Raw genomic sequence first — 21,448 nt, 5'->3', positions numbered from 1 at the left:
GCCGCCGAAGCGGCCTAAAGAAGGGTTTGCAAATGTTAAGGGGCTATAGTTCCCAATCGATTTTCAGACCAAACTCCCTAAATCGACCCGGCTCAATCTGGGCAATGCCCACTGGGTTTAATACGGCAATACCACTGACGAGATACTGCTCGTCAGTAAGATTGGTCCCGTAGAGGCTGAGCTTCCAAGCGCTATCTTCTGGCTGGTAGCTGATATTGGCATTTAGCAAACCGTAGGCTTCTTGCTGAATAAAGTTGGCATCCGGTGTAACCGAGCGAAACTCGTCCTTCCAGCCATAGTCAATACGCGCTATCGTCTCACCCCAATCAGCTTCCAAGCCCAGGGAATAAGACAACTCTGGAGCCCGTGCGAAATCACTGTTTAAGCCAACGCTTGCGCTGTCCGAATCAATACGGGTGTACTCTGTATCCAATAACCCAAAGGCGCCATCAATACTAAAAATATCATTTAGCACGAGGGTAAACTCCCCTTCCAGACCACTAATTTCTGAAGCACCGATATTCTGAATCACATTGCGAGTAGTACCCGGTAGCAGTGAGCTGATCTGCATATCATCGTATTCACCATAAAACAGCGTCACATTAAAGCGTAGGCGCTGATCGAACAGTTCACTGCGAAAACCCAATTCGGCAACATCTAGAGTTTCTTCATCGAAGGCCGTAATACCAAAAAAGTTATCGGCGCCAAGGTCAGCACGAATACGATCGTTGAAGCCCCCGCTACGATAACCACGTGCCAAGGATGCAAACAAAAATATATCGTCCTCGAGTTGATACTCTAAACTGACACGCCCGGTGAGTGCATTCCAAGTGTCAGTATTGCGAACGTCTTCTGCGACCTTATTATTGCCAGCGGCATTGAGCTCATTAGCGACAATACTCTTATCGTCATAGGTGTAGCGCAGCCCCGTGGTCAGCGACCATTGATCATTCAAATCAAAACTGGCCTGGCCAAAGACAGCATAACTTTCAACTTCGTACGGATTCACAATTCGCGTTGAGGTTCTATCGCGCGAGTTTTGAGTGGTTAGCACATCGCGATGATCACTGGCCTCCTCACTATAGTAAAAGAAACCCGCTAACCAACTATGGGCATCACCTTCACCCGAGAACTGAATCTCTTGAGAAAGCATATCAATGCCGCGCTCAAATCGCTGTTCAAATAGGGAAGCTGGAGTACCATCCGTATCATAGGCACCATTGACATCGATTTTTCGCCAAGAGGTAGAGGACTTGAAATCCACGGCATCACTCAATGCCCAATTGAGTGTCAAATTACTGCCACGATTATCACTTTTATAAAAGTTATCCCCGGTTTGATAGGACTTACTGTAGTCCCCAGCTAAGGGAATAGTACTGATATCAAATCCTGCGCCAGCTTCCCCCTGGACGAAAGGCGCATTATTATTGCGGCCTACTAAAACGCTTGCTCCGCCGTTGGTATTTCCTCGCGTGATATCGGCAGACCACAAAATTTCCGCGTTTTCATTCAGCTGCCAACGTAGATAGGCACGAAACAAATTACTATTGGTATCGCCATAATCAACACCGCTGAGCACGCCTTTAACATGACCATCTTGATTTAAGCTTGCGCCAGTGAAGCGTAAAGCAACATCTTCAGTTACGGGCAAATTAACAACCGCTTTGATATCACGACGATTCTCGCTGCCCACATTTAATTGCAACTTAGCCTCCAGTTCATTAGCCGGCTTTTGCGTGATGTATCGAATTGCACCTCCCGTTGCACCGCGTCCAAAAAGCGTTCCCTGGGGGCCACGTGATACTTCTACTTGGGCTACATCCAAAACACTTAGCAGGGCGCCGTCGGTTCGCCCGTAATATGCATCATCAACATACAAAGCAATTGGGGTTTCTTGGTTTACGGCATTGCGATCCGTACCTACACCTCGAACGAAAAAGGCTGCATTGCTGCCACCTAAGCCACCGGCTCCGCCGGCCGCCACATTGGGCATTTTCATTTCAATACCCTTCAAGTCAGAGATGTTTTGTTGCTCCATACTCTCGCCACCAAGCGCCACCACCGAAAGTGGTGTTTCTTGCAGGCTCTCACTGCGCTTTCGCGCGGTTACGACCACTTCTTCCAACATGCCTTCTGCATAAACAACGGGATTAGGGATAACACTGGCTATGGCGGTGGCCAGTAAGAGCTTTTTATTATTCATATGAACTCCAGGCTAGAGTGAGGCAACACCACTAGGTGCTACACAGGTTAATGTATTTTGCTTAACCCTAGTTATTTTTGTGGGTTGATATATCAATCGTAGATTCTTATGAGTTGTGATGTCAACTCACAATTTGATTTTGCTGGCAATGAGCTAGATCAATTGGTAATAAAAACCTCACTTTTGGTTTGACATCTCAAGTGTCAAACCGAATACTGAACACTGTTGCAAACCACGAGCGGTGACCGTCTTGGCCGAGATTAAAAATAGAATCGAACTGGAGTCCTACTTTCCCTATTTGCTGAGAGCTATTTCTACCCGCATTAATGTAGGAACCAGTAGCATGCTGGTTGAAGGAATACGCATAGGCATGCGAGAGTGGCGCATACTGGCATTAATGGCCGATAAAGGTATTGTTCATAACAAGCAAATCACCCTAGATAGCGGCATGGACAAGGCCTCGGTAAGTCGCAGCCTGAAGTTCTTAGAACAAGAGGGCCTGATTCATTCTGTAGAAGGGGAAAACTGGCGCAGCAAACCTTACCAGCTATCCAAGCGGGGAGTAAAAGTCTTCGAAACCATTGCCGCAGATAAAATTAGCCGAGCTGAGACCCTGTGGGAAGATCTCAATAGAAAAGAACAAAGCGAACTCATTCGACTACTGCAGAAACTAAAGGCCAATGTGGACCGGGTGCTGGACCCGGAATAATCATGCCCAAACTTAGGCTTCGCAGGCCCAGTTATGAAATTGGCATGCATCTGGCCGTGATGTGCGCCTTTGCCAACTTGCTTTCCCACGCCAACCGGCAAATCCTAGTCGTGCTGGTTGAACGTATCAACAGCGATCTACAGATTAGCGATACGCAATTTGGCCTTCTTATCGGCCCGTCTTTCGCCATCGCCTATGCCATCAGTACAATTCTTATTGCCGATCTTACCGATGCTAGATCTAAAGTACGCATGATCAGTATTGGGGTTTTTATTTGGTCTGCGGCAACCTTTGCCTGCGCATTTGTAAAGAGCTTTGAGGGCCTAGTAATATGTAGAGCTTTCGTGGGCATAGGCCAGTCTATTTTGTCGCCAGCTGCATACACGCTGTTAGCCAGTAGCTACCCTAAAAATAAACTGGGAAGAATCAGTTCTGTCTATGCTACCGGTTCTTTTTTAGGATCAGCCTCAGTGCTTATAATTGGGGGCATAATTGCAGACCAAGCCATACTGCAGCCAAATCTTGAGCTATGGGCACAATTTAATATCGCTCGCTGGCGACTGGTGTTTTTGATAGTCGGAGGGATAGGCTTAGTCTACAGTTTGCTGTTTATTGCCTTGTTTCGAAAAACCGAAAACAGACTTAGCAGCCCCAGCATTAAACAATACACCCCCTACCCCAAAGTATTACTCTACTTATGGCAACACAAAAGTTGCTATGCTTTTTACATTTTAGGGTTCTCTTGTTACTCCGTGGCAATGTTTAGCTTAATCGCCTGGGGGCCTGCTTTTTTTATTCGGCAATTACATTTCAGCCAAGGCCAAGCCGGTCTGCTACTAGCGATCATCCTCAGTACCGCCAATTTATCGGGTGTATTACTGAGTGGTTATTTTATGGATAAATTGCGCGCACGCCAGATAAATCAAGCCCCACTCATTATCGGCGCTACAGGTGCACTACTTACTGCCTTATCGGCTTTGTTTTTTTACGGAGCCTTCAGCTATCAATGGGCCTTAGCTTGGACCTTAGCTGCTTTTTTCCTCTGTGCGCATTTCTCCTCCTATCCTATTGCACCCTCGGCCAGCGCCAATCAGATCATGACGGCACTCGCTATGCGAGCACGATCCTATGCAATTTTTCTGGCCGTTAATAATTTACTTGCAATGGGTTTAGGTCTAACGGTGGTAGGCTATTTAAATGATCATATTTTCAATACTGAAGAAGCCGTGGGCAAGGCATTGTTGTGGGTAATTGTGATTAGCGCGCTCAGCGCCAGTTTATTATTGACTCTAGGCATCAAACCTTATTTAGCGAAATTAAAGTTGAATCAACAGAATCAACAACACTATCTATAGGCCTATAGCTAGTGTTGTTGATCACTCCACTTCGTCAATTAAAGCAATTCCGTCCTGAATGCCATGTAAGAACAGGTTACGAAGCCACTTATTCGCATGGTCGTCGTCTGCACTTTTATGCCAGAACAAGTGCCAGTTGAGAGCCGGAACATCGAAAGGCAGAGGTAGAATTTTAAAATCCAATTGGCGAGCGAGTCGAATAGGTAATGTCCACACTAAGTCGGTATTGGCGACAATTTTTGCGCCAACCATATAGTGTTGAACCCGCACTTTGATGTTACGGCTCATGCCCATACCGTTTAGTGCATGATCAACAATACTCTGCCCTTTGCGCCGGCTGGAAACGTTAATATGCCCCAGCGCCAAATACTGCTCCAGGCTTAGTTCATTGCGAACGGCCGGATGATCGGGACGCACCACACAAACATAGTCCTCCCCACTTAAAGGCGCATGGCAAAGATTATTATCAACCACTAAGGGCACATCGATAGCGAAATCCAAACTGCCTGCCGCCAGCTCCTTAGCCATATCTTCACGGGGTACGTAATAGCTTGTCAGTGTCATTTTGGGGGCAAGACGCTGTAAATGAGACATTATTGGCGGCAAAATCAAGGTCTCACCCAAGTCATTCATACTGCAGGCAATGACTTTCTCTGAGCTCTCAGGGCTAAATTTATCGCCTTCTTGAACGCTCATGTTTAACAGCTGTAGGGCTTCGCGAACGCGACCCACAATGTTTTCCGCTACCGGCGTGGGCATCATGCCATCTGGGGTGCGTACAAATAGCTGGTCATCAAAGGTTTTACGCAAGCGATTTAGCGCATTACTGACCGCAGGCTGGGTAATACACAGCACCTCTGCCGCCCGAGTGAGGTTTTTCTCGGTGTAGATGGCGTCAAAAACGACAAATAAATTTAAATCTACCTGGCTCAAGCGCATGCTATGGCTACCCTGTTGCTCTTCATTAGGCCCTTTTTGAAAGGTCCTTTCCATTGGAAGGACCTAATCAATAGAACTCGAATGACGAGCTTTCCCAGCTCTAAATTGAGTCCAATATGGCCAATATACTCTTTAAATTGGCCCTAGATCATAATCACTAAAATTAATAATGCAACATTAAAATAATAAACTTCAATGATAGTGACCACTTCAATATTCTCTTTTCATGGCTTTTGGGCCACTTTCAAAATGAATCTAGAGTGAGATATGTCTGAATTTTTGTTAGTACGTCACGGTCAAGCCTCCTTTGGCTCGGATAATTATGACCAGCTGTCAGATCTAGGCTGGCAACAAGCCCGCTGGCTAGGTGAGTACTTTCAACAAAAAGACCGACAGTTTGATGACATCATCACCGGTAAATTAGTTCGCCATCGCGAAACCGCACAAGGCATTTGCGAGGGTTTAGGGCTTAATCGAGACGCTTTTACCGAGCACGGCGGCCTTAATGAGTTTGACTTCCACTCAGTGGTTAGTGCTTACCTACGCCAATTCCCGCAAGAAATGCCTAGCGATAAAAGTGATGCACGCCCTTTCTTCAAAATACTCAAAAAGGCCATGGAAGCATGGCGTAATGATGAGCTAAGCGCTCCTGTCCCGGAAAGTTGGGGGCAGTTTGAGCAACGTGTAGGCGACGCTTTGGCTTTTATTCAAGATAACTACGCCGATAAGAAGCTCTTGGTGGTCAGCTCTGGTGGCGCCATCGCGATGGCCATGAAACATGTTTTGGGCTATGGCGACGATATGGTTATGAATATCAATATGCAGGTCATTAATTCTAGCGTCAGCCGTTTTGTGTTTAGCCCAAGAAATGTGCGCCTTGCCAGCTTTAACAGTATTCCCCACTTAGATGAAAATGATCGAAGTGATGCAGTAACTTATAGTTAATATCAACCTAAAGTTTTATAACGCTCTTATAAAAACAACCTGGAGAAAACCATGGATTTTGAATACAGCGATAAGGTCAAAGATCTAGTACTACGCGTTCGTGCTTTTATGGACGAGCATGTATACCCTAATGAAGGTACCTTCCACGAGCAGGTTAATGCCGGTCGCTGGAAAACTCCGCCAATTATGGAAGAGCTAAAAGCCAAGGCCAAAGAAGCCGGCTTGTGGAATTTCTTCTTACCACTTGCCTATGGTGAATACTCCGGTGGTTTAACTAACCTTGAATACGCACCGCTCGCCGAAGAGATGGGCCGCGTTGCTTGGGCACCAGAAGTTTTTAACTGTGCCGCTCCAGATACTGGCAATATGGAAGTACTCGCCAAATACGGTAACGAAGAACAGAAGAAGCAATGGCTAGAGCCTTTATTGGCTGGCAAGATTCGCTCTGCCTTTGCCATGACCGAGCCAGAAGTAGCCTCTTCTGATGCCACCAATATCGAAACCTCTATCGTTCGTGATGGTGACGAGTACGTTATTAATGGTCGTAAGTTTTACATTTCTGGCGCCTGCCGTGAGAGCTGTGAAATTATGATTGTGATGGGTAAAACTGACCCAGAGAACCCAAATCGCCACATGCAGCAATCTCAAGTTTTGGTGCCGGTAAAAACGCCAGGTGTTGAAATCAAACGCCCAATGCATGTATTTGGCTATGATGACGCTCCAGAAGGTCACGCCGAAGTTATCTTCAATAATGTACGTGTACCGGTTAGCAATATTATTTTGGGCGAAGGCCGCGGTTTCGAAATCGCTCAAGGTCGCTTAGGCCCTGGCCGTATCCACCACTGCATGCGCTCTATCGGTGCTGCACAGCGTGCCCTAGAAATGATGTGCAAACGCGCCAATGAGCGTGTTGCTTTTGGTCAGCCTCTTGTTAAAAACCAATCGGTGCGTGAAGACATTGCTATATCGGCCTGCCAGATTGAGCAAGCTCGCCTAATGACTTTGAAAGCCGCTTATAAAATGGATAGCGCTGGTAACAAAGACGCTAAAGACTTAATCGCTATGATTAAGATTGTTGCGCCGAATGTTGCACTTGACGTTATTGATCGCGCGATTCAAATGCACGGTGCGGCCGGTGTGAGCCAGGACTTCTTCCTAGCGCATATGTGGGCTGGCCAGCGTACGCTTCGCTTGGCTGATGGTCCAGATCAGGTGCACATGATGCAGCTGGGTCGCAACTTGGCCAAAGCTCACGTTTAAGCGAAAGCTGTAGAATTAAACAACCGGGGCATGCCCCGGTTTTGTTGTTAAAAGCACGTTGTTAAAAACAAGTAGTTAAAACAAATCGTAAAAAATACGAGGAAATCACCATGGCAGATGTTAGCCAATTAGATGTGGTTAAACTGGCAAGCTATCTAGAAGCCAATATCGAAGGATTCAAAGGCCCTATCAGCGCGGATAAATTTCCCGGCGGCCAGTCCAACCCCACTTTTAAAATCAGCGCCGAGTCTGGCGTTTATGTTTTACGTCGCCAGCCACCAGGCAAGTTACTGAAAAGTGCCCACGCCGTTGACCGAGAATACCGCGTGTTGGCAGCCCTTGCCGATACCGACGTGCCAGTAGCCAAGGTTTACCATCTTTGTGAAGACCGCGACATTATTGGCTCTATGTTTTACGTCATGGAATTTTGCGATGGCAATGTACATTGGGATGCCCAGCTCCCCGAAGTCGATAATGCCGCACGCGGAAAAATGTACGACGAAATGAACCGTGTTCTAGCGGCCCTGCATAGCGTTGATCTAAAAGCTGCTGGCCTAGAAGATTACGGCAAGCCTGGTAATTACTTTGCCCGTCAGCTAGATCGCTGGACCAAGCAATACCGCGCTTCAGAGATGGATAAAATCGAAGAAATGGACCAGTTGATTGATTGGCTTGAAAACAATCAGCCAGAAGACGATGGTCGAGTTTCTTTGGTGCACGGTGACTACCGCTTAGACAATGTAATGTTCGATCAAGACAATCAGAATATTATCGCGGTATTGGACTGGGAGCTTTCCACCCTTGGCCACCCTTATGCCGATCTTGCCTATCAATGTATGCAGCTACGCATGCCGGGCGCCGGTGATATGAAAGGTTTAATGGGTGTCGATCGCGCCGAGCTGAACATTCCTTCAGAAGAAGAATATGTGGCTCAGTACTGCAAGCGTATGGGTATGGATTCAATTCCAAACTGGGAATTTTATATTTCCTTTAGCTACTTCCGCCTTGCGGCCATTATTCAAGGTGTTGCCAAGCGCGCCGCCGACGGTAACGCCTCCAGCAAGAAAGCCGCTGGTATGGGTGCCTATGTAAAACCAATGGCCCAGTTTGCTCTGGATACCATTGCAAAAGCATAAGATTAAAGCCAGAAAAATAATTACAAGGAAACGAGAATGAAAGCGATTGTTTGCCACGAGTTTGGCCCACTAGAAAAACTCAGCTATGAAGACGTAGATGCACCCGCAGCAGGTGCAGGTAATGTCGTTCTGGATATTAAAGCGGCTGGCGTAAACTACCCAGACGGCTTAATGGTACAAGGCTTATATCAAATGAAGCCGCCCTTCCCTTTTACCCCAGGCTCTGAAGTTGCTGGTGTTATCAGTGAAGTAGGTGATGGTGTAAGTCATGTAAAAGCGGGCGATCGTGTTATCGGTTTTGTCGGTGTTGGCGGCTATGCTGAAAAGGCCCTTTGCCCTGCCACACACCTTATTCCAATTCCAGATGGCATTAGCGATGAAGAGGCCGCAGGCCTAACCACTGCACACGCTACCGCACACCACGCCCTAAAACAGCGTGCCAACATCCAGCCAGGTGAGACCCTGTTAGTAACTGGTGCTGCCGGTGGTACCGGTTTGGCCGCCGTGCAAATTGGTAAGGCTATGGGCGCTACTGTTATTGCCGCTTGCTCCAGCGAAGAGAAATTGCAACTGGCTAAAGAAAACGGCGCCGACATTCTTATTAACTACAAAGAGAATGACTTAAAAACCGAGCTAAAAGCGATTAACGATGGCAAAGGCATTGATGTGGTATACGACACCGTTGGTGGCGATGCCTTTGATGCCAGCAGCCGCTGCATGGCTTGGAACGGCCGCCTATTAATTATCGGCTTCGCCTCTGGCGAGATCCCTAAGTTCCCGGTGAATTTAGCCCTAGTAAAAGGTTACTCTGTAATTGGCGTTTTCTGGGGTTCATTTACAGCTCACCAGCCAAAAGACTTTGCTGACAATATGCGCGAACTATTAGGTTGGTACCTACAAGGTAAAGTTAAAGTAGTTGTCGATGAGGCGCTGCCACTAAGTGATGCCAAAGCCGCCCTAGAGAAAGTTATGGGCCGTCAGGTAAAAGGCAAAATGGTCCTAGTACCGTAATCACAGGTAAAAGCACCATAATCACAAATTAAAAGTGCCATAGTCACACAAGAAAAAGCTGCAATATTAAAAACAACTCCACCCGCGATTTTTGGAGCGCAACATGAGTACAGAATTATTTAATTTAAACGGCAAGATCGCCCTAGTAACAGGCGCCAGCCGTGGCATTGGTGAAGAGATAGCCAAATTATTAGCTGAGCAAGGTGCTCACGTGATGGTAACTTCTCGTAAAAAAGAAGGCTGCCAAAACGTAGTTGACGCCATTACTTCAGCTGGCGGCAGTGCCGAAGCTTTAGCTTGCCACGTAGGCAACATGGAAGACATCAGTAATACCTTCGATTACATTCGTGAGAAGCACGGTAAGCTGGATATTCTGGTGAACAATGCCGCAACCAATCCTTATTTTGGCCATGTCCTAGATACCGATTTAGGTGCTTACAATAAGACAGTCGATGTGAATATCCGCGGCTACTTCTTTATGTCGATTGAAGCTGGCAAGTTGATGAAGGAAAACGGTGGCGGCGCCATTGTAAATACCGCCTCTGTGAATGCCATTCACCCTGGCCCTGCACAAGCTATTTACTCCATCACTAAAGCGGCGGTTGTCAGCATGACCAAAGCATTCGCCCGTGAGTGTGCTGAACATGGCATCCGCTGTAATGCACTGCTACCTGGCTTGACCAAAACCAAATTCGCCGGTGCCCTGTTTACCCACGATGAGATCTACCAGATGGCCGTAGATAAGATTCCAATGAAACGACACGCCGAGCCTCGTGAAATGGCTGGTACCGTTTTGTACTTGGTATCGGATGCATCAAGTTACACCACTGGTGAGTGTATCGTCGTCGACGGCGGTATGATCGTTTAATTTTCAGGCCCGCCGCATGGCTGGCCTTACTAAGAAGATAAGCTATGGATTCATTACTAGATTTTAACGGTAAAGTTGCCTTAATTACCGGCGCCGCCAGTGGCTTTGGCGCCGTATTAGCGAAAGGTTTGCACGAGCGTGGCGCAAAACTGGTGCTTGGCGATATTAATATTGCCGGCTTAGAAGAAGCCAGTGCAGCCTATGGCGAAGATGCCGTATTACTGCGCAGTGACGTTAGCAAAGAAGAAGACTGCCAAGCACTAGTGCAGGCCGCTGTAGAAAAGTTTGGTCGCTTGGATATCGCGGTAAACAATGCCGGCGTTGGTCATGAAATGCTAGCAACCCACGAGCAAACGGGTGATATTTTTGATCGTCAGTATGAAGTTAATTTGAAGAGCGTTATGTTGGGAATGAAGCACCAGATTCCCAATATGCTAAAAGATGGCGGCGCCATTCTAAATGTTAGCTCTATGGCTGGCATCGGCGGCGCACCTAAGCTTGGCCCCTACGCTGCAGTAAAACACGGCGTAATCGGCCTTACCAAAACCGCTGCGGTGGAATACGCCTCCAAAAACGTACGCGTAAATGCCATCTGCCCATTTTTCTCGCCAACCAATATTGGTGCAGGCATGCTAAAAGAAGATGGCGTGGAAGATATGCTAGTGCGCGGCTGCCCAATGCGTCGCTACGGTACCGTTCAAGAAATGGTAAATGCCATGATGCTGATCCTATCCCCAGGTAACAGCTATATGACCGGTCAAGCCATCGCTGTAGATGGCGCAGTATCTGCTATCTAACTACTCAAAACGGGGTCAGATCCCAAGGGATCTGACCGCACATCGAAGCCGATTAATCCAATAAGCCCACCATTCTTTCCAACTGTTCGATCACCACCCAAGGATCCGTTTCATCATAGAGGTGCGAGGCATACCTCATCTCGATCGAATCAATATTCTTACCAATTAATTGAAGCTTCTCCTGCGACCGATCCCAGGAATCACTATACGCATCAACATCTTTATAGCTCACCTTGATCTGCCAAATAAGCTTCGGGGTCAGATCCCTTGGGATCTGACCCCACTACAAGCCTAGAAGTAGCGCAAAGCAGTCGCCTTCCCCCAAAACACTCGATAAGAATAAGCCGTATAAGCCAGAATTACCGGCACTACAATCACCGCGCCCCAGAAAATAAAGCCCAAGGCTTCTGGTGCAGCCACCGCATCAAAGAGGCTCAAGCGCCCGGGTATAACGTCAGGGTAAAAGCTCACCACAATACCTTGAAAACAGTTTAGAAAAAGTACAACGGCTAAAACAAAGGGGATCCAACAGCCATAATCATTTTCGGCTGGCACGCGTTTTAGTACCTGATCAGCAAAAAGAAATATCGCGGCACTAATAATCGGGATTACCCACAATAAAAGATTATTAGGAAAGCTAAACCAGCGATCATAAACTTCGGGATTTATCCAAGGATTTACAATACACACCGAGGCAATACCAAGTGCCATTAATAGCCCACTTAATCGAGCTGCCTTGGCACTGTATTTTTGCAATTCGCCTTCGGTTTTCATCACCAACCAGCAAGAGCCGATATAGCTGTATGCCGCGGCCACGCCAAAGGCACTAAGCAGTGAAAATACAATCGTCAAACTATCATCTGAAAAACCACAGATATATTGCCCCAACATATAGCCCTGGGAGAGAGCAACAATCAAGGAGCCCGCTCGAAAAATATGATCCCAAAGGTTTTTATTTTCCATGGCTACCTTGGCTCGAAAATCGAAGGCAACTCCACGTAGAATTAAACCACCCAGCATAATGGTTGCCGGCACATAGAGCTCTTGCAGCAAAATATTATAGGCCTCAGGAAAGGCAATCAGCATCAAGCCAATGGCGAGCACCAGCCAGGTTTCGTTGGCATCCCAAAAAGGCCCGATAGAAGCAATTTGGGTATCACGCATAGCTTCGTCTTGGCGATGTAGAACAATACCTACCCCAAGATCATAGCCGTCTAGAATTGCATAAACCAATACAGCCAAGGCCATTAGACCGATAAATATTGGGCCTAGGTAATTTGGATCAATTAACACACCGAGTAAATTCATTTTAGGCTCCTTTATTTGCTTGAGTGTTGCTCGGGGTCAGATCCCATTGGGGGCTGCCCCCAGTTTCAATACCGCTATTATTGGTATTTGGCGCTTCCAACTTGGCCGATTTTCTCGCCATCAAAAACACCGTGTGGATATAAGCCACAAGCAAGCCGCCATACAGAACCGCATAGAGAATCAGAGAAAACAGCACATTGCCTTCATGAATAGTGGTAGCGGCCTCAGAGGTCGTCAGCACACCTTGCACCAGAAAGGGCTGCCTTCCAATCTCACTAACATACCAACCCGCCAAGGTCGCTAACCAGCCGGAGAAGCTCATTGCTACCGTCGCCCTGAGCAGCAAGGGGCTAGCCTCACCCTTTCTCCATAGCTGCCAGCTTAAGGCCCAGGCAATCAGTAACATCAGCAAACCCGTACCCACCATCACTCGAAAACTCCAGAACACCGGCGCCACTGGCGGGTGCTCACCTTTGAATTCATTCAGCCCTTTGATTTCGCCATTGGCATCATGAGTGAGAATCCAGCTGGCCATATTGGGAATACCAAATTCAAAATGGTTTTCTCGTTTTTCCTCATCGGGTAAAGCAAACAATAATAGATCGGCACCACGCTCGGTATCCCACACACCTTCCATCGCGGCCACTTTTGCAGGCTGGTGCTCTAGGGTGTTTAAGCCATGCAGATCCCCCACAAAAATCTGCACCGGCACGGCCACTGCCGCTACCATGGCAGCCAGCTTTAGAGTGATTCTAGGCGCAGGCTTGTGATCACCTTTTAGCAATCGATAGGCCGATACACCCATCAATAGAAAACAAGCGGTAATCAGAGAGGCCAATAACATATGGAAGAATCGATACGGAAAAGATGGATTAAATATCACCGCCCACCAATCCACAGGGAAAATAACACCGCCTCGAATTTCAAAGCCCGTAGGTGTTTGCATCCAAGAATTTAACGCCAATATCCAAAAAGCCGAAGCTGTGGTGCCTAGGGCAACAATCGCAGTGGCAATGGTATGCATACGAGGTGATACACGATCAATACCAAATAACATCACCCCTAAGAAAGTTGCCTCTAGAAAGAAGGCCGTCAGTACTTCGTAGCCCAGTAATGGGCCCGCAATATTGCCGGCCTTTTCCATGAAGCCCGGCCAATTGGTACCAAACTGAAAAGACATGGTAATACCGCTAACCACACCCAAAGCAAAAGTTAAGGCAAAGATTTTTACCCAAAAGCGATAACAGCGCATCCAAACTTCATCGCCGGTTTGGTGTAAGCGAATTTTAAAAAACAGCAGCGCCCAACACAGTGCGATGGTGATAGTGGGAAACAAGATATGAAAGCTGATATTCAGGGCGAACTGAACCCTCGATAACATAATCGTATCGATCACAATATCCATGATGTACCTCGTGGATTGAAAAAAGCGAGATTTGAAAAGCTGTGGCTTAGAGCGAGAAGGCTACAAAGCCAATCTTAGGAAAGACGTCAGATATCCGGGCTACGCAAGGTAAGCTTATCGGTAAACTCCAGAACCTTGCCCATACCACTACCTAGCTTCATTAAGGTCTTCAACTTGTTAGGGGGCATGGTTAATAACTCATCAGCCCAACCACCACAAAGCTCTAGCAAGTCGTGAATTTCTTGCATTTTCTCTTGGGCATAGACTTCTTGCTCGTTACTGGGCTTTTCAAGCAAGGTATCGCGCAGCAGGCTGAGCGTTGGATCCACCTCTCTACGACGACGCTCTTCCAACACCCGAATCGCCATATCCCAGATACTGCCAGCGGCGGTGAAGTATTCCTTACGATCGCCAGGAACGCGTTTTTCCTGCAGCAAACGCCAGGATTGCAGCTCCTTTAGGCCCATACTGACATTACCCCGGGAGATATTCAGGGCTTCACTCAAGTCATTGGCGCATAGCGGGTGCTCACTCAGCACAATCAAGGCATACATCTGCCCCACCGTGCGATTAAAGCCCCAACGACTACCCATCTCACCAAAGTGATAAACAAAGGCCTCTATTTGCGGCGTCATGGTCATAAATCAAATCCTTAACTCGACTAATTTCAGCAGGTTCTGTATTTTCAGAAATTATTGAAAGTTTAGAACTTTAATTGCCCTAGATCAAGTCTTAAGGGGTAAATGATTTATGTGTGAGGCTATCTATCTACATATGATCCCGTAAACCGAAAGTAACCGGCTTACAAGTTCTTCCTCAATTGTTTCCCGCCTATGCTGGATAATTAACCCAGAGTATGGCAAATTTGCACGCCTAAAAATTGATTAGTTTTCTACACAGAGGAAGTGTCATGATTCGCTATTTGAATCTAAAATTATCTTTGACCTGCGTCTCCCTTTTCATACTGCTCTTAAGCAGTTGCGCTAGCCGAGTGACCACTATTCAAAATGATGAAAACCGCACTATTGAACAGGGGCAAGGTTATTTGTTACTGGGCTTATCGTCAGACCTCTATCTAGAGTTCATCGTCATTGATGGCGAAAAAAAGATTATGTTTACCAAGGACGATGTACGATACAACGAAGATTACCTATTCACCCCTCTTCCGCCTGGAGACTACAGAATTAAATCTGTCAAAACAGGCCAATACACCGGATACGAATTGTTAGGTGATATCTGGTCCTTTTCTGTTTCTCCTGGAACGGTAAGCTATGTTGGAGATTTTCAAATAAACCGTAAAAACAGATCGAACGAGATGCAAATCATAAATCGATCGTCTTATGCTTACAGCTTTATGAAAGCCAACTTTCCAAACTTGTTGTCAAAGAACCCCATGACATACACAAAGGAAAAGGAAGACAGATTTTTCGAACTGATGCAATCAGGCGAAGATAATTCACACAAAGGGGTTAAACGATGAAAAACTTACTAATTACTTTTCTATTACTCCTAAGTCTATCGACCATAAGCACTATTGCGGCAGCTGGCGTTATTCCTTATCAAGACATTTTAAGAAACTTTGATACTCAAAAGGCAACACTGAGTCCTAATGGCAAGTACATTGCTATATTTAAGCATGCCGACGACAGGACACTAATTGAATTAGTATTGACTGAAAACATGAGTAAACACGAAATTATTTCATTCTCGTTCAAAAAGACCGCAAGACTTCTTAGCTTGGAGTGGTTAGACAAAGAAACAATACTGATTGATTACCGACATAAGAGTAATAATATCCGCCTTCAGGCTATTCTCCCCATCAAACTCAAAGAAGATGGCACCCCATACACCAAAGCAAAGCGCATTTGGGCTAAAGGTCGTATTGTGGACAATCTTGTAAATAGACCTGGAGTTGTCTTATTTTCAATCAATACTGGAAGTGAAACCGAACCAAATCAAAAACTATATTACGCTAGTTTCGAATCACTGATGAAAAACAAGGTTAAAGAGACCGGAAAAATATTTCACCGACAACCAAAGTCTTCATTTTTTGTTTTTTCCAGCGACTCTGATAAGGAATTACTATCCACCAGTATAAACAGAGGTAGCAAAACTGTAGATGTTCACTACCTATTAGAAGGGATGAGAAAGTGGCAGCTAGCAACCACATTTAAACTCGAAGACTTTAAATTCAACCCTATTGGATTAATAGACAAAAACACTCTAGCAGTATTAAGCAACGAAAATTCGGACTTGGTTGGCCTATATAAATATGATTTGAAAAGCAGGTCCCTTGGTGATTTAATCTACTCGCACCCCAAATACGACTTAACACAAGCAACCCTAAATCCTACCAGCAAAAAATTAGAAAGCGTTTCATATATCGATCACGGGCAACTAGTTAACAAGTACTTCTCCAATTCAAACATACGTTTAAAGAAGGATCTCGATGAAACATTCAAAGGCCAACAAATAGCAATTACTGATTCCGATCAAAACCAAAGAAAGTTATTACTATTGGTTTTTTCAAGCGACAATCCAGGCCAGTACTTTTTGTACGATAGAAAAACATCTGACTTAAGGTTAGTGGCTGACTTTTTCGATAATATTGACAGGGACTCATTTACCAGATCCGAAATCTTCAGCATTACTAATGAGCAAGGCCAACAAATTGAATCTATACTCACTCACCCCGAGGATAGCAATGGAGTCCTGATTGTTAATCCACACGGAGGACCGATCGGCGTACGTGATAACGATTACTTTGATCGACAAACACAATTTCTTTCTAATAGGGGATTTTCCATATTGCAAGTTAACTTTCGTGGCTCATGGGGGTATGGGAAGAAATTCCTAGAGTCAGGAGTGGCGCAATTCGGAAAGGCTATTGAGGCTGACATCAGTGGTGCGGTGAAGCACGTAAAAGAAAAATATCAATTTAACAACTTTTGTGCAATGGGGACCAGCTATGGAGGGTATTCATCCGTAATGCTCGCTATAAAAGACCCTAATCAATACGACTGTATTGTAGCCGCTTTTGGGGTTTATGACTTACCACTTATATTCAACAGCAGAAATTTAGATGAAATAGATGGTACTGCCGAAGGCTTCGAAAAAATCCTCGGCAGCATGCGGGAAGAACTTTGGGAGCTATCTCCACTGTATCAGGCGGAGCAAATCAAAGCCCCGACTCTCTTGATCGCTGGTTACCAAGACGAAATAGCACCCATTGAACAAAGCAACCGTCTTAAAATGAGGCTTGAACAATTAAACAAACCCGTAGAAACGCTGTTCTACACTGATAGCGCTCACGGGCACAACTCATGGTTTACCGGCCAACATCAACTACTATATATAGACCACTTCATTAGGCGAACTCTTGGTATTCCTATGCCACACAAAGAGTCTGATCAAGTTCAATTAAGAGAGGAATATGTCAAAATAGCCGATGGGCTTGATGTAGCGAAGATCATGGACAAACGTAGCCAACAAGCACTACAAAACTACCAGAAAGCCGCGAAACTTGGTGATGCTCGATCACAATTTAATATTGCCTCACACTACCACAGGGGAGAAAAGATCGAAAAAGACCTGGACGCAGCCGCCGACTGGTATGAAAGGTCGGCTCAAAATGGATACCACAATGGGTATCTTCGACTTGCTCACATGCACCGCGAAAAATCCATATCAAGTGCCAGTGAGCAACAAGCAATGAAATTCTATCTAAAAGCTGAAGAAAATAATATTGGTGCAGCAAAGGTATATATTGCGAGAGGTCACTGCCTTGGCGAAGGCACGAATAGAAATATTGATTTTTGTCTCTCAAAGCTAGATGAGCTAAGCAAAAATAATTTTACCAATGGAATTAATAAGAAGAAGTATGCAAGGACTGTTAGCAACATTATTTCTGAACTTACCTGGAAGGTTAAATTTGACCAAAACCAAATGATGAAGCTCAAAGCAATTTTGAAAACAATTAGCGGAGCATCTATTTTCGACGCACGGGTAAAGGAGAAAGAAAGCGGAGTCTATCTAAAAGATAGCAAGGGCTATTATAGTTTCGACCGTTCAGATACAACAATTTCTTTAAGAAAAGGAATTTCCTTTGGAAGCGTAGTCGAAACAAGAGGCTATAAGAGCACGAGCTCTGACAAATGGGGCACTACGGCCCTGAAGGCGAAATGGACCCACGCCGCAAAGCATAGCAATAAAGAGGATTCAGAGGCCCCACATTATTTTATGCATTTTTCTTCCAGTACAATAGGTTACTATTTAATTCGAGACACCCCCGAGGACAAGCAACTTATGCCTGGAACTTGGACCCTTGAAATGGAGACATTAGATGGAAAGCCGCTGTACAAACGAGAATTTAACTTCGTAGAAGAATAAGAAGCCAAGTTGACAAGCGCCGCCCTTATGGGCGGCAGCATTGAAGTAGATACGCAAAAACACTAGAAATTATACCGCGCACCCAAGCTCACCGTTCTAGGTGCCAAATACTGATTACTGGTCATTCCCAGCGCATAGGTATCGGTATGACGAGATGAGATCGCATCCTTATCAAATAAATTTTGAATGTTTAGCTCGGTATTCCACTGTGCGCCATTGGGCTGGTAGCGGAAGTTTAAGTGGCTGATATTGTAGGAAGCCACTACATCTCTTTCTGGTGAATTAAATACGCGAGCGAAATACTCACCGCGATAGGTGTGGCTAAAGGTTGTTGTTAAGCTGCCCAATTGATCTAAATCCAATCGGTGGCTTAAACGAATATTGGCCACTAAGTCTGGAATCTTCGCTAATTCATTACCCGTTAAATTAACCGCTGTTGCCTCACGGGCAGCATTCACCTCTTCAGTGGAAGCACCGCTAATTTGAAGGCCAGTGGTCGCGTTTTCTGCTGTGGCTCGGTCAATGGCATCACGCCCTTCGGTAATTTCTGATTCCATCGCCGTTAGGGTAATAGCTAAATTTAGACTGTCACTGAGCGCCGCATCGGCTTCAATTTCTAGGCCGTAAATTTCTGCCTTTGGCAAATTAGATGCGCCCGCTGCGAACCGTCCAATACCGCTGGATTCAAACAGGTAATCTTCATAATCGTAGTAAAAGGCCGCGGCATTTAAGCGCACACGATTATCCCACCACATATTCTTAGAGCCAATTTCATAGGCGGTTACTAACTCTTTATCAAATACTTCTGGAAAGAATCGAGTATCGCTACTGCTGTTAGAGCCGGCCGGCTTTACACCTGTGGCAATTGATGCATAGAGTAAGTTGTCATCGCTATGACGATACTCCAAAGCAATCTTACCAGTCACATTATCGGTTTTATTTGCTGGGCGACTAGAGATCTTGGCGCGATCAGGTACACAGTTGAAATTACAACGCTCATCTTGGAACTCATTATTGGTGTGGCGCAGGCCTGCTGTGATCGCGAAGGACTCGCTAATATTGAAGCTAAGCTGTCCAAAGATCGAACGAGATTGAAAATTACGGTAGTCCGCATTAATAAAATCCAAATCCGGGTTATTTGCGAATACATTGGGCCCCGCAATTACCTGGCTAATTGGGTTACCGTCGCGGCCGGCATCAAAAAAGTTACTGGTATTACTGAATACCGTAGTATCTAAGTAGAAGGCACCTAAGACCCAACGCAGTGAGCTATCGTCATTTGAGGTGATATTGATTTCTGCGGTTTTTGATTCATCTTGCTGCTTAAGATCGCTGATAAACTGTGGCAGCGGTGCCTCACCCAGAAGATCCAAGCGCCCTTCCAATGGTAAAGGTGCAGGATCATTAGCGGTCAGAGAGGTACGATCCACATCCAGCAAGCGCTTCATATCGTATTCTTGATAGCTAAAAACACCACTGACATTAAACAACTCGCCATCCCAGTTTAAATGCAAACTGCTGATGTCGTTGTCCAGTTTGTAGAACTCTCGAGTGTCATGGGAGACCTTGCGAGGATCACTGGATACGGTATCAAAAGTCCCTTTTAATGCTGGGCCGTTGGTATCACTGCGGTAAATTTGATGCTGCAGAAGCGCCGAAAAGTTATCGCTGATATCCCAAGCCAACTGCACCTTTACGGTGTTATCGTTTTCGTCATCCAAGTAAAAGTCATCGAAGTAGGCATTTTGCGTATAGCCTTCATGCTCTCGATGAGCCGCCGCCACACGAATTGCGACACTATCAGATAGAGGAACATTGACAGCAGCACGGATATTTCCCTGATCAAAGTTACCCACAGTGGCATCTACATAGCCGGAAAATTCTTCAAAGCCTGGCTTTTTAGTAACAACGTTAATCGCACCGCCTGTAGAACTATTACCAAATAAGGTGCCGTCAGGGCCCCGTGTAATTTCCACGCGCTCCACATCAATCATGTCTGCATTTAGAGCATAGTCATTCGCTAAAAACACGCCATCAACATGAAAAGCTACCGCAGGCTTGGTACCGGCATTATCGGGTATTTCATTACCTACCCCGCGAATGGTGACAGTGCGACGATAACCTTGCACCGTACTAAACACCACACCTGGAACCTTATCACTCATATCAAAAGGATCTGAGATATTCATAACATCCAACTGGTCGCCTTTTAAGGCGGTAACAGCACTGGCAACATCTTGTAGGTTTTGGCTGTGTTTTTGTGCAGTTACGATAATCTCTTCGTAAACAGGATTATTGCTCGCGCTATTCTCTGCGGCAGCTTGCATAGCAATGGCAGAAATGGCACTACTTAATAACAACTTAGAAAAAACGGATGACGGCTTCACTAGATTAAGTCCTTTGTTAGGGTGCGATAGCGTAAAACGCAAAGCAATCTAACAAGGCTTTATGACGGAGCGGTGATGTAAATATGACAATGCAAGCAAGTCACCCTTAATGAGAGCGACATCACGATAGCGGTAGAATTAATAAAACCTTAAAAGAAACTCAATAATATTGAGATAAGGCCAGCGCTTAGCTACTTTTAGCGCGCATGGATTTAAAAGCACTGATTTTTTTCAGCAATCCTTCCTTTGTCTGCGGCCCCAAAAAAACAGGGCTCAACTGTGCGGATTTACCGGAAGCTTGCGTAGGTATTGTTATTAAATAGGTCATCGGCAAAGCTTTTGCCTGTCTGCTGAGCTCGGGGTGAATCGCATTGGGCTCTAGATCACCGGCCAGCACAGCAAAGTCGATCTTCATATCCTCAATCAAATCATCCAGCTGCTGCCCCTGATGTTTATCAAAGTCGATACCGATTACAGTGATGCCTTCTTCTTTATCAAGCTGATTGAGCTCTGGAATTTCATGGCGACAGGGTTTACACCAATCGGCCCAATAGTTAATCACTAGGGTTTGCTCGGCTTGCAAATCTATAGCCTCGCCATTGGCCAGTGGCAGCTTGTTAGCGCTATCACAGCCGTTCAATAGCAGCCCGGCAAGCACAAAGGCGCCAGCCAGTAGGTTTTTAGAAAATCGCTTAGCTTTCACAAATCTACCTAACCCTTTCACCCGATTGCTTAC

General features: G+C 45.8%; 18 protein-coding genes. 10 read left to right on the top strand and 8 right to left on the bottom strand.

The genetic code is table 11. The annotated features are described in order from the left end of the window. Window positions 1-43 precede the first annotated feature (43 nt). Window positions 44-2,203: a TonB-dependent receptor gene (locus Q1A08_RS08820; RefSeq protein WP_299771957.1), complete on the bottom strand. Its 2,160-nt coding sequence runs from the start codon at window positions 2,201-2,203 to the stop codon at window positions 44-46. Window positions 2,204-2,453: 250 nt separating this feature from the next. Between Q1A08_RS08820 and Q1A08_RS08815 the strand changes: the two genes are divergently transcribed. Both Q1A08_RS08815 and Q1A08_RS08810 read left to right on the top strand, forming a co-directional pair. Continuing rightward, window positions 2,454-2,912 carry a hypothetical protein gene (locus Q1A08_RS08815; RefSeq protein WP_299771955.1) on the top strand — a complete coding sequence of 153 codons (459 nt, stop codon included), beginning with the start codon at window positions 2,454-2,456 and terminating at the stop codon, window positions 2,910-2,912. A gap of 2 nt (window positions 2,913-2,914) precedes the next feature. After that, on the top strand, window positions 2,915-4,267 hold the full coding sequence (locus Q1A08_RS08810; protein WP_299771953.1) for an MFS transporter: 1,353 nt from the start codon (window positions 2,915-2,917) through the stop codon (window positions 4,265-4,267). Between the two features lie 21 nt (window positions 4,268-4,288). On the opposite strand, the gene Q1A08_RS08805 is transcribed toward Q1A08_RS08810, so the two are convergent. Continuing rightward, the gene (locus Q1A08_RS08805; RefSeq protein ID WP_299771951.1) at window positions 4,289-5,260 is read right to left on the bottom strand and encodes a LysR family transcriptional regulator; all 972 of its coding nucleotides are present in this window, start codon (window positions 5,258-5,260) and stop codon (window positions 4,289-4,291) included. 213 nt (window positions 5,261-5,473) lie between these two features. Here Q1A08_RS08805 and Q1A08_RS08800 point away from each other — a divergent pair, with 213 nt between their 5' ends. The 6 genes from Q1A08_RS08800 (at window position 5,474) to Q1A08_RS08775 (ending at window position 11,223) form a co-directional block, all read left to right on the top strand. Further along, window positions 5,474-6,151: a histidine phosphatase family protein gene (locus Q1A08_RS08800; protein ID WP_299771949.1), complete on the top strand. Its 678-nt coding sequence runs from the start codon at window positions 5,474-5,476 to the stop codon at window positions 6,149-6,151. A gap of 51 nt (window positions 6,152-6,202) precedes the next feature. Beyond that, window positions 6,203-7,411: an acyl-CoA dehydrogenase family protein gene (locus Q1A08_RS08795; protein WP_299771947.1), complete on the top strand. Its 1,209-nt coding sequence runs from the start codon at window positions 6,203-6,205 to the stop codon at window positions 7,409-7,411. A gap of 110 nt (window positions 7,412-7,521) precedes the next feature. After that, window positions 7,522-8,547, top strand: coding sequence for a phosphotransferase family protein (locus tag Q1A08_RS08790; RefSeq protein WP_299771945.1), 1,026 nt, complete (start codon window positions 7,522-7,524; stop codon window positions 8,545-8,547). Window positions 8,548-8,583: 36 nt separating this feature from the next. Next, window positions 8,584-9,558 carry an NADPH:quinone oxidoreductase family protein gene (locus Q1A08_RS08785; protein ID WP_299771943.1) on the top strand — a complete coding sequence of 325 codons (975 nt, stop codon included), beginning with the start codon at window positions 8,584-8,586 and terminating at the stop codon, window positions 9,556-9,558. Between the two features lie 103 nt (window positions 9,559-9,661). Continuing rightward, the gene (locus Q1A08_RS08780) at window positions 9,662-10,426 is read left to right on the top strand and encodes an SDR family oxidoreductase (RefSeq protein WP_299771941.1); all 765 of its coding nucleotides are present in this window, start codon (window positions 9,662-9,664) and stop codon (window positions 10,424-10,426) included. Between the two features lie 44 nt (window positions 10,427-10,470). Beyond that, window positions 10,471-11,223, top strand: coding sequence for an SDR family oxidoreductase (locus Q1A08_RS08775; RefSeq protein WP_299771939.1), 753 nt, complete (start codon window positions 10,471-10,473; stop codon window positions 11,221-11,223). A 52-nt stretch (window positions 11,224-11,275) separates the two neighbouring features. Here the strand turns inward: Q1A08_RS08775 and Q1A08_RS08770 are convergent, their stop codons facing one another. The 4 genes from Q1A08_RS08770 to Q1A08_RS08755 form a co-directional block, all read right to left on the bottom strand. Then, a complete protein-coding gene (locus tag Q1A08_RS08770) occupies window positions 11,276-11,455 on the bottom strand; it encodes a hypothetical protein (RefSeq protein ID WP_299771937.1) in 180 nt (59 codons plus the stop codon). Between the two features lie 59 nt (window positions 11,456-11,514). Beyond that, window positions 11,515-12,531, bottom strand: a complete 1,017-nt coding sequence (locus Q1A08_RS08765; RefSeq protein WP_299771935.1) for a cytochrome d ubiquinol oxidase subunit II — start codon at window positions 12,529-12,531, stop codon at window positions 11,515-11,517. A 1-nt stretch (window position 12,532) separates the two neighbouring features. Continuing rightward, window positions 12,533-13,927, bottom strand: coding sequence for a cytochrome ubiquinol oxidase subunit I (locus Q1A08_RS08760; protein WP_299772603.1), 1,395 nt, complete (start codon window positions 13,925-13,927; stop codon window positions 12,533-12,535). A 95-nt stretch (window positions 13,928-14,022) separates the two neighbouring features. Further along, window positions 14,023-14,577, bottom strand: coding sequence for a MarR family transcriptional regulator (locus Q1A08_RS08755; RefSeq protein WP_299771933.1), 555 nt, complete (start codon window positions 14,575-14,577; stop codon window positions 14,023-14,025). A 269-nt stretch (window positions 14,578-14,846) separates the two neighbouring features. On the opposite strand from Q1A08_RS08755, the gene Q1A08_RS08750 reads away from it, so the two are divergent. Both Q1A08_RS08750 and Q1A08_RS08745 read left to right on the top strand, forming a co-directional pair. After that, a complete protein-coding gene (locus tag Q1A08_RS08750; RefSeq protein ID WP_299771931.1) occupies window positions 14,847-15,416 on the top strand; it encodes a hypothetical protein in 570 nt (189 codons plus the stop codon). After that, window positions 15,413-18,325, top strand: coding sequence for a prolyl oligopeptidase family serine peptidase (locus Q1A08_RS08745; RefSeq protein WP_299771929.1), 2,913 nt, complete (start codon window positions 15,413-15,415; stop codon window positions 18,323-18,325). Before Q1A08_RS08750 ends, Q1A08_RS08745 begins: the two co-directional genes overlap by 4 nt. A gap of 62 nt (window positions 18,326-18,387) precedes the next feature. Here the strand turns inward: Q1A08_RS08745 and Q1A08_RS08740 are convergent, their stop codons facing one another. Beyond that, window positions 18,388-20,712: a TonB-dependent receptor gene (locus tag Q1A08_RS08740; RefSeq protein WP_299771927.1), complete on the bottom strand. Its 2,325-nt coding sequence runs from the start codon at window positions 20,710-20,712 to the stop codon at window positions 18,388-18,390. 187 nt (window positions 20,713-20,899) lie between these two features. Next, window positions 20,900-21,415, bottom strand: coding sequence for a TlpA disulfide reductase family protein (locus Q1A08_RS08735; protein ID WP_299771925.1), 516 nt, complete (start codon window positions 21,413-21,415; stop codon window positions 20,900-20,902). Window positions 21,416-21,448: the final 33 nt, after the last annotated feature.

The organism is uncultured Pseudoteredinibacter sp., assembly GCF_947500695.1.
Taxonomy (GTDB): Bacteria; Pseudomonadota; Gammaproteobacteria; order Pseudomonadales; family Cellvibrionaceae; genus Pseudoteredinibacter.
The sequence above is the reverse complement of the archived record's forward strand: the minus strand, read 5'-3'. Positions and strand labels throughout refer to the sequence as shown.

Bases quoted from the DNA above. Each gene is read 5' to 3' on its own strand.
- Q1A08_RS08790 (WP_299771945.1), top strand. From the start codon at position 7,522: ATGGCAGATGTTAGCCAATTAGATGTGGTTAAACTGGCAAGCTATCTA.
- Q1A08_RS08780 (WP_299771941.1), top strand. From the start codon at position 9,662: ATGAGTACAGAATTATTTAATTTAAACGGCAAGATCGCCCTAGTAACA.
- Q1A08_RS08755 (WP_299771933.1), bottom strand. From the start codon at position 14,577: ATGACCATGACGCCGCAAATAGAGGCCTTTGTTTATCACTTTGGTGAG.
- Q1A08_RS08765 (WP_299771935.1), bottom strand. From the start codon at position 12,531: ATGAATTTACTCGGTGTGTTAATTGATCCAAATTACCTAGGCCCAATA.
- Q1A08_RS08745 (WP_299771929.1), top strand. From the start codon at position 15,413: ATGAAAAACTTACTAATTACTTTTCTATTACTCCTAAGTCTATCGACC.
- Q1A08_RS08810 (WP_299771953.1), top strand. From the start codon at position 2,915: ATGCCCAAACTTAGGCTTCGCAGGCCCAGTTATGAAATTGGCATGCAT.
- Q1A08_RS08785 (WP_299771943.1), top strand. From the start codon at position 8,584: ATGAAAGCGATTGTTTGCCACGAGTTTGGCCCACTAGAAAAACTCAGC.
- Q1A08_RS08750 (WP_299771931.1), top strand. From the start codon at position 14,847: ATGATTCGCTATTTGAATCTAAAATTATCTTTGACCTGCGTCTCCCTT.
- Q1A08_RS08775 (WP_299771939.1), top strand. From the start codon at position 10,471: ATGGATTCATTACTAGATTTTAACGGTAAAGTTGCCTTAATTACCGGC.
- Q1A08_RS08820 (WP_299771957.1), bottom strand. From the start codon at position 2,203: ATGAATAATAAAAAGCTCTTACTGGCCACCGCCATAGCCAGTGTTATC.
- Q1A08_RS08805 (WP_299771951.1), bottom strand. From the start codon at position 5,260: ATGGAAAGGACCTTTCAAAAAGGGCCTAATGAAGAGCAACAGGGTAGC.
- Q1A08_RS08800 (WP_299771949.1), top strand. From the start codon at position 5,474: ATGTCTGAATTTTTGTTAGTACGTCACGGTCAAGCCTCCTTTGGCTCG.
- Q1A08_RS08795 (WP_299771947.1), top strand. From the start codon at position 6,203: ATGGATTTTGAATACAGCGATAAGGTCAAAGATCTAGTACTACGCGTT.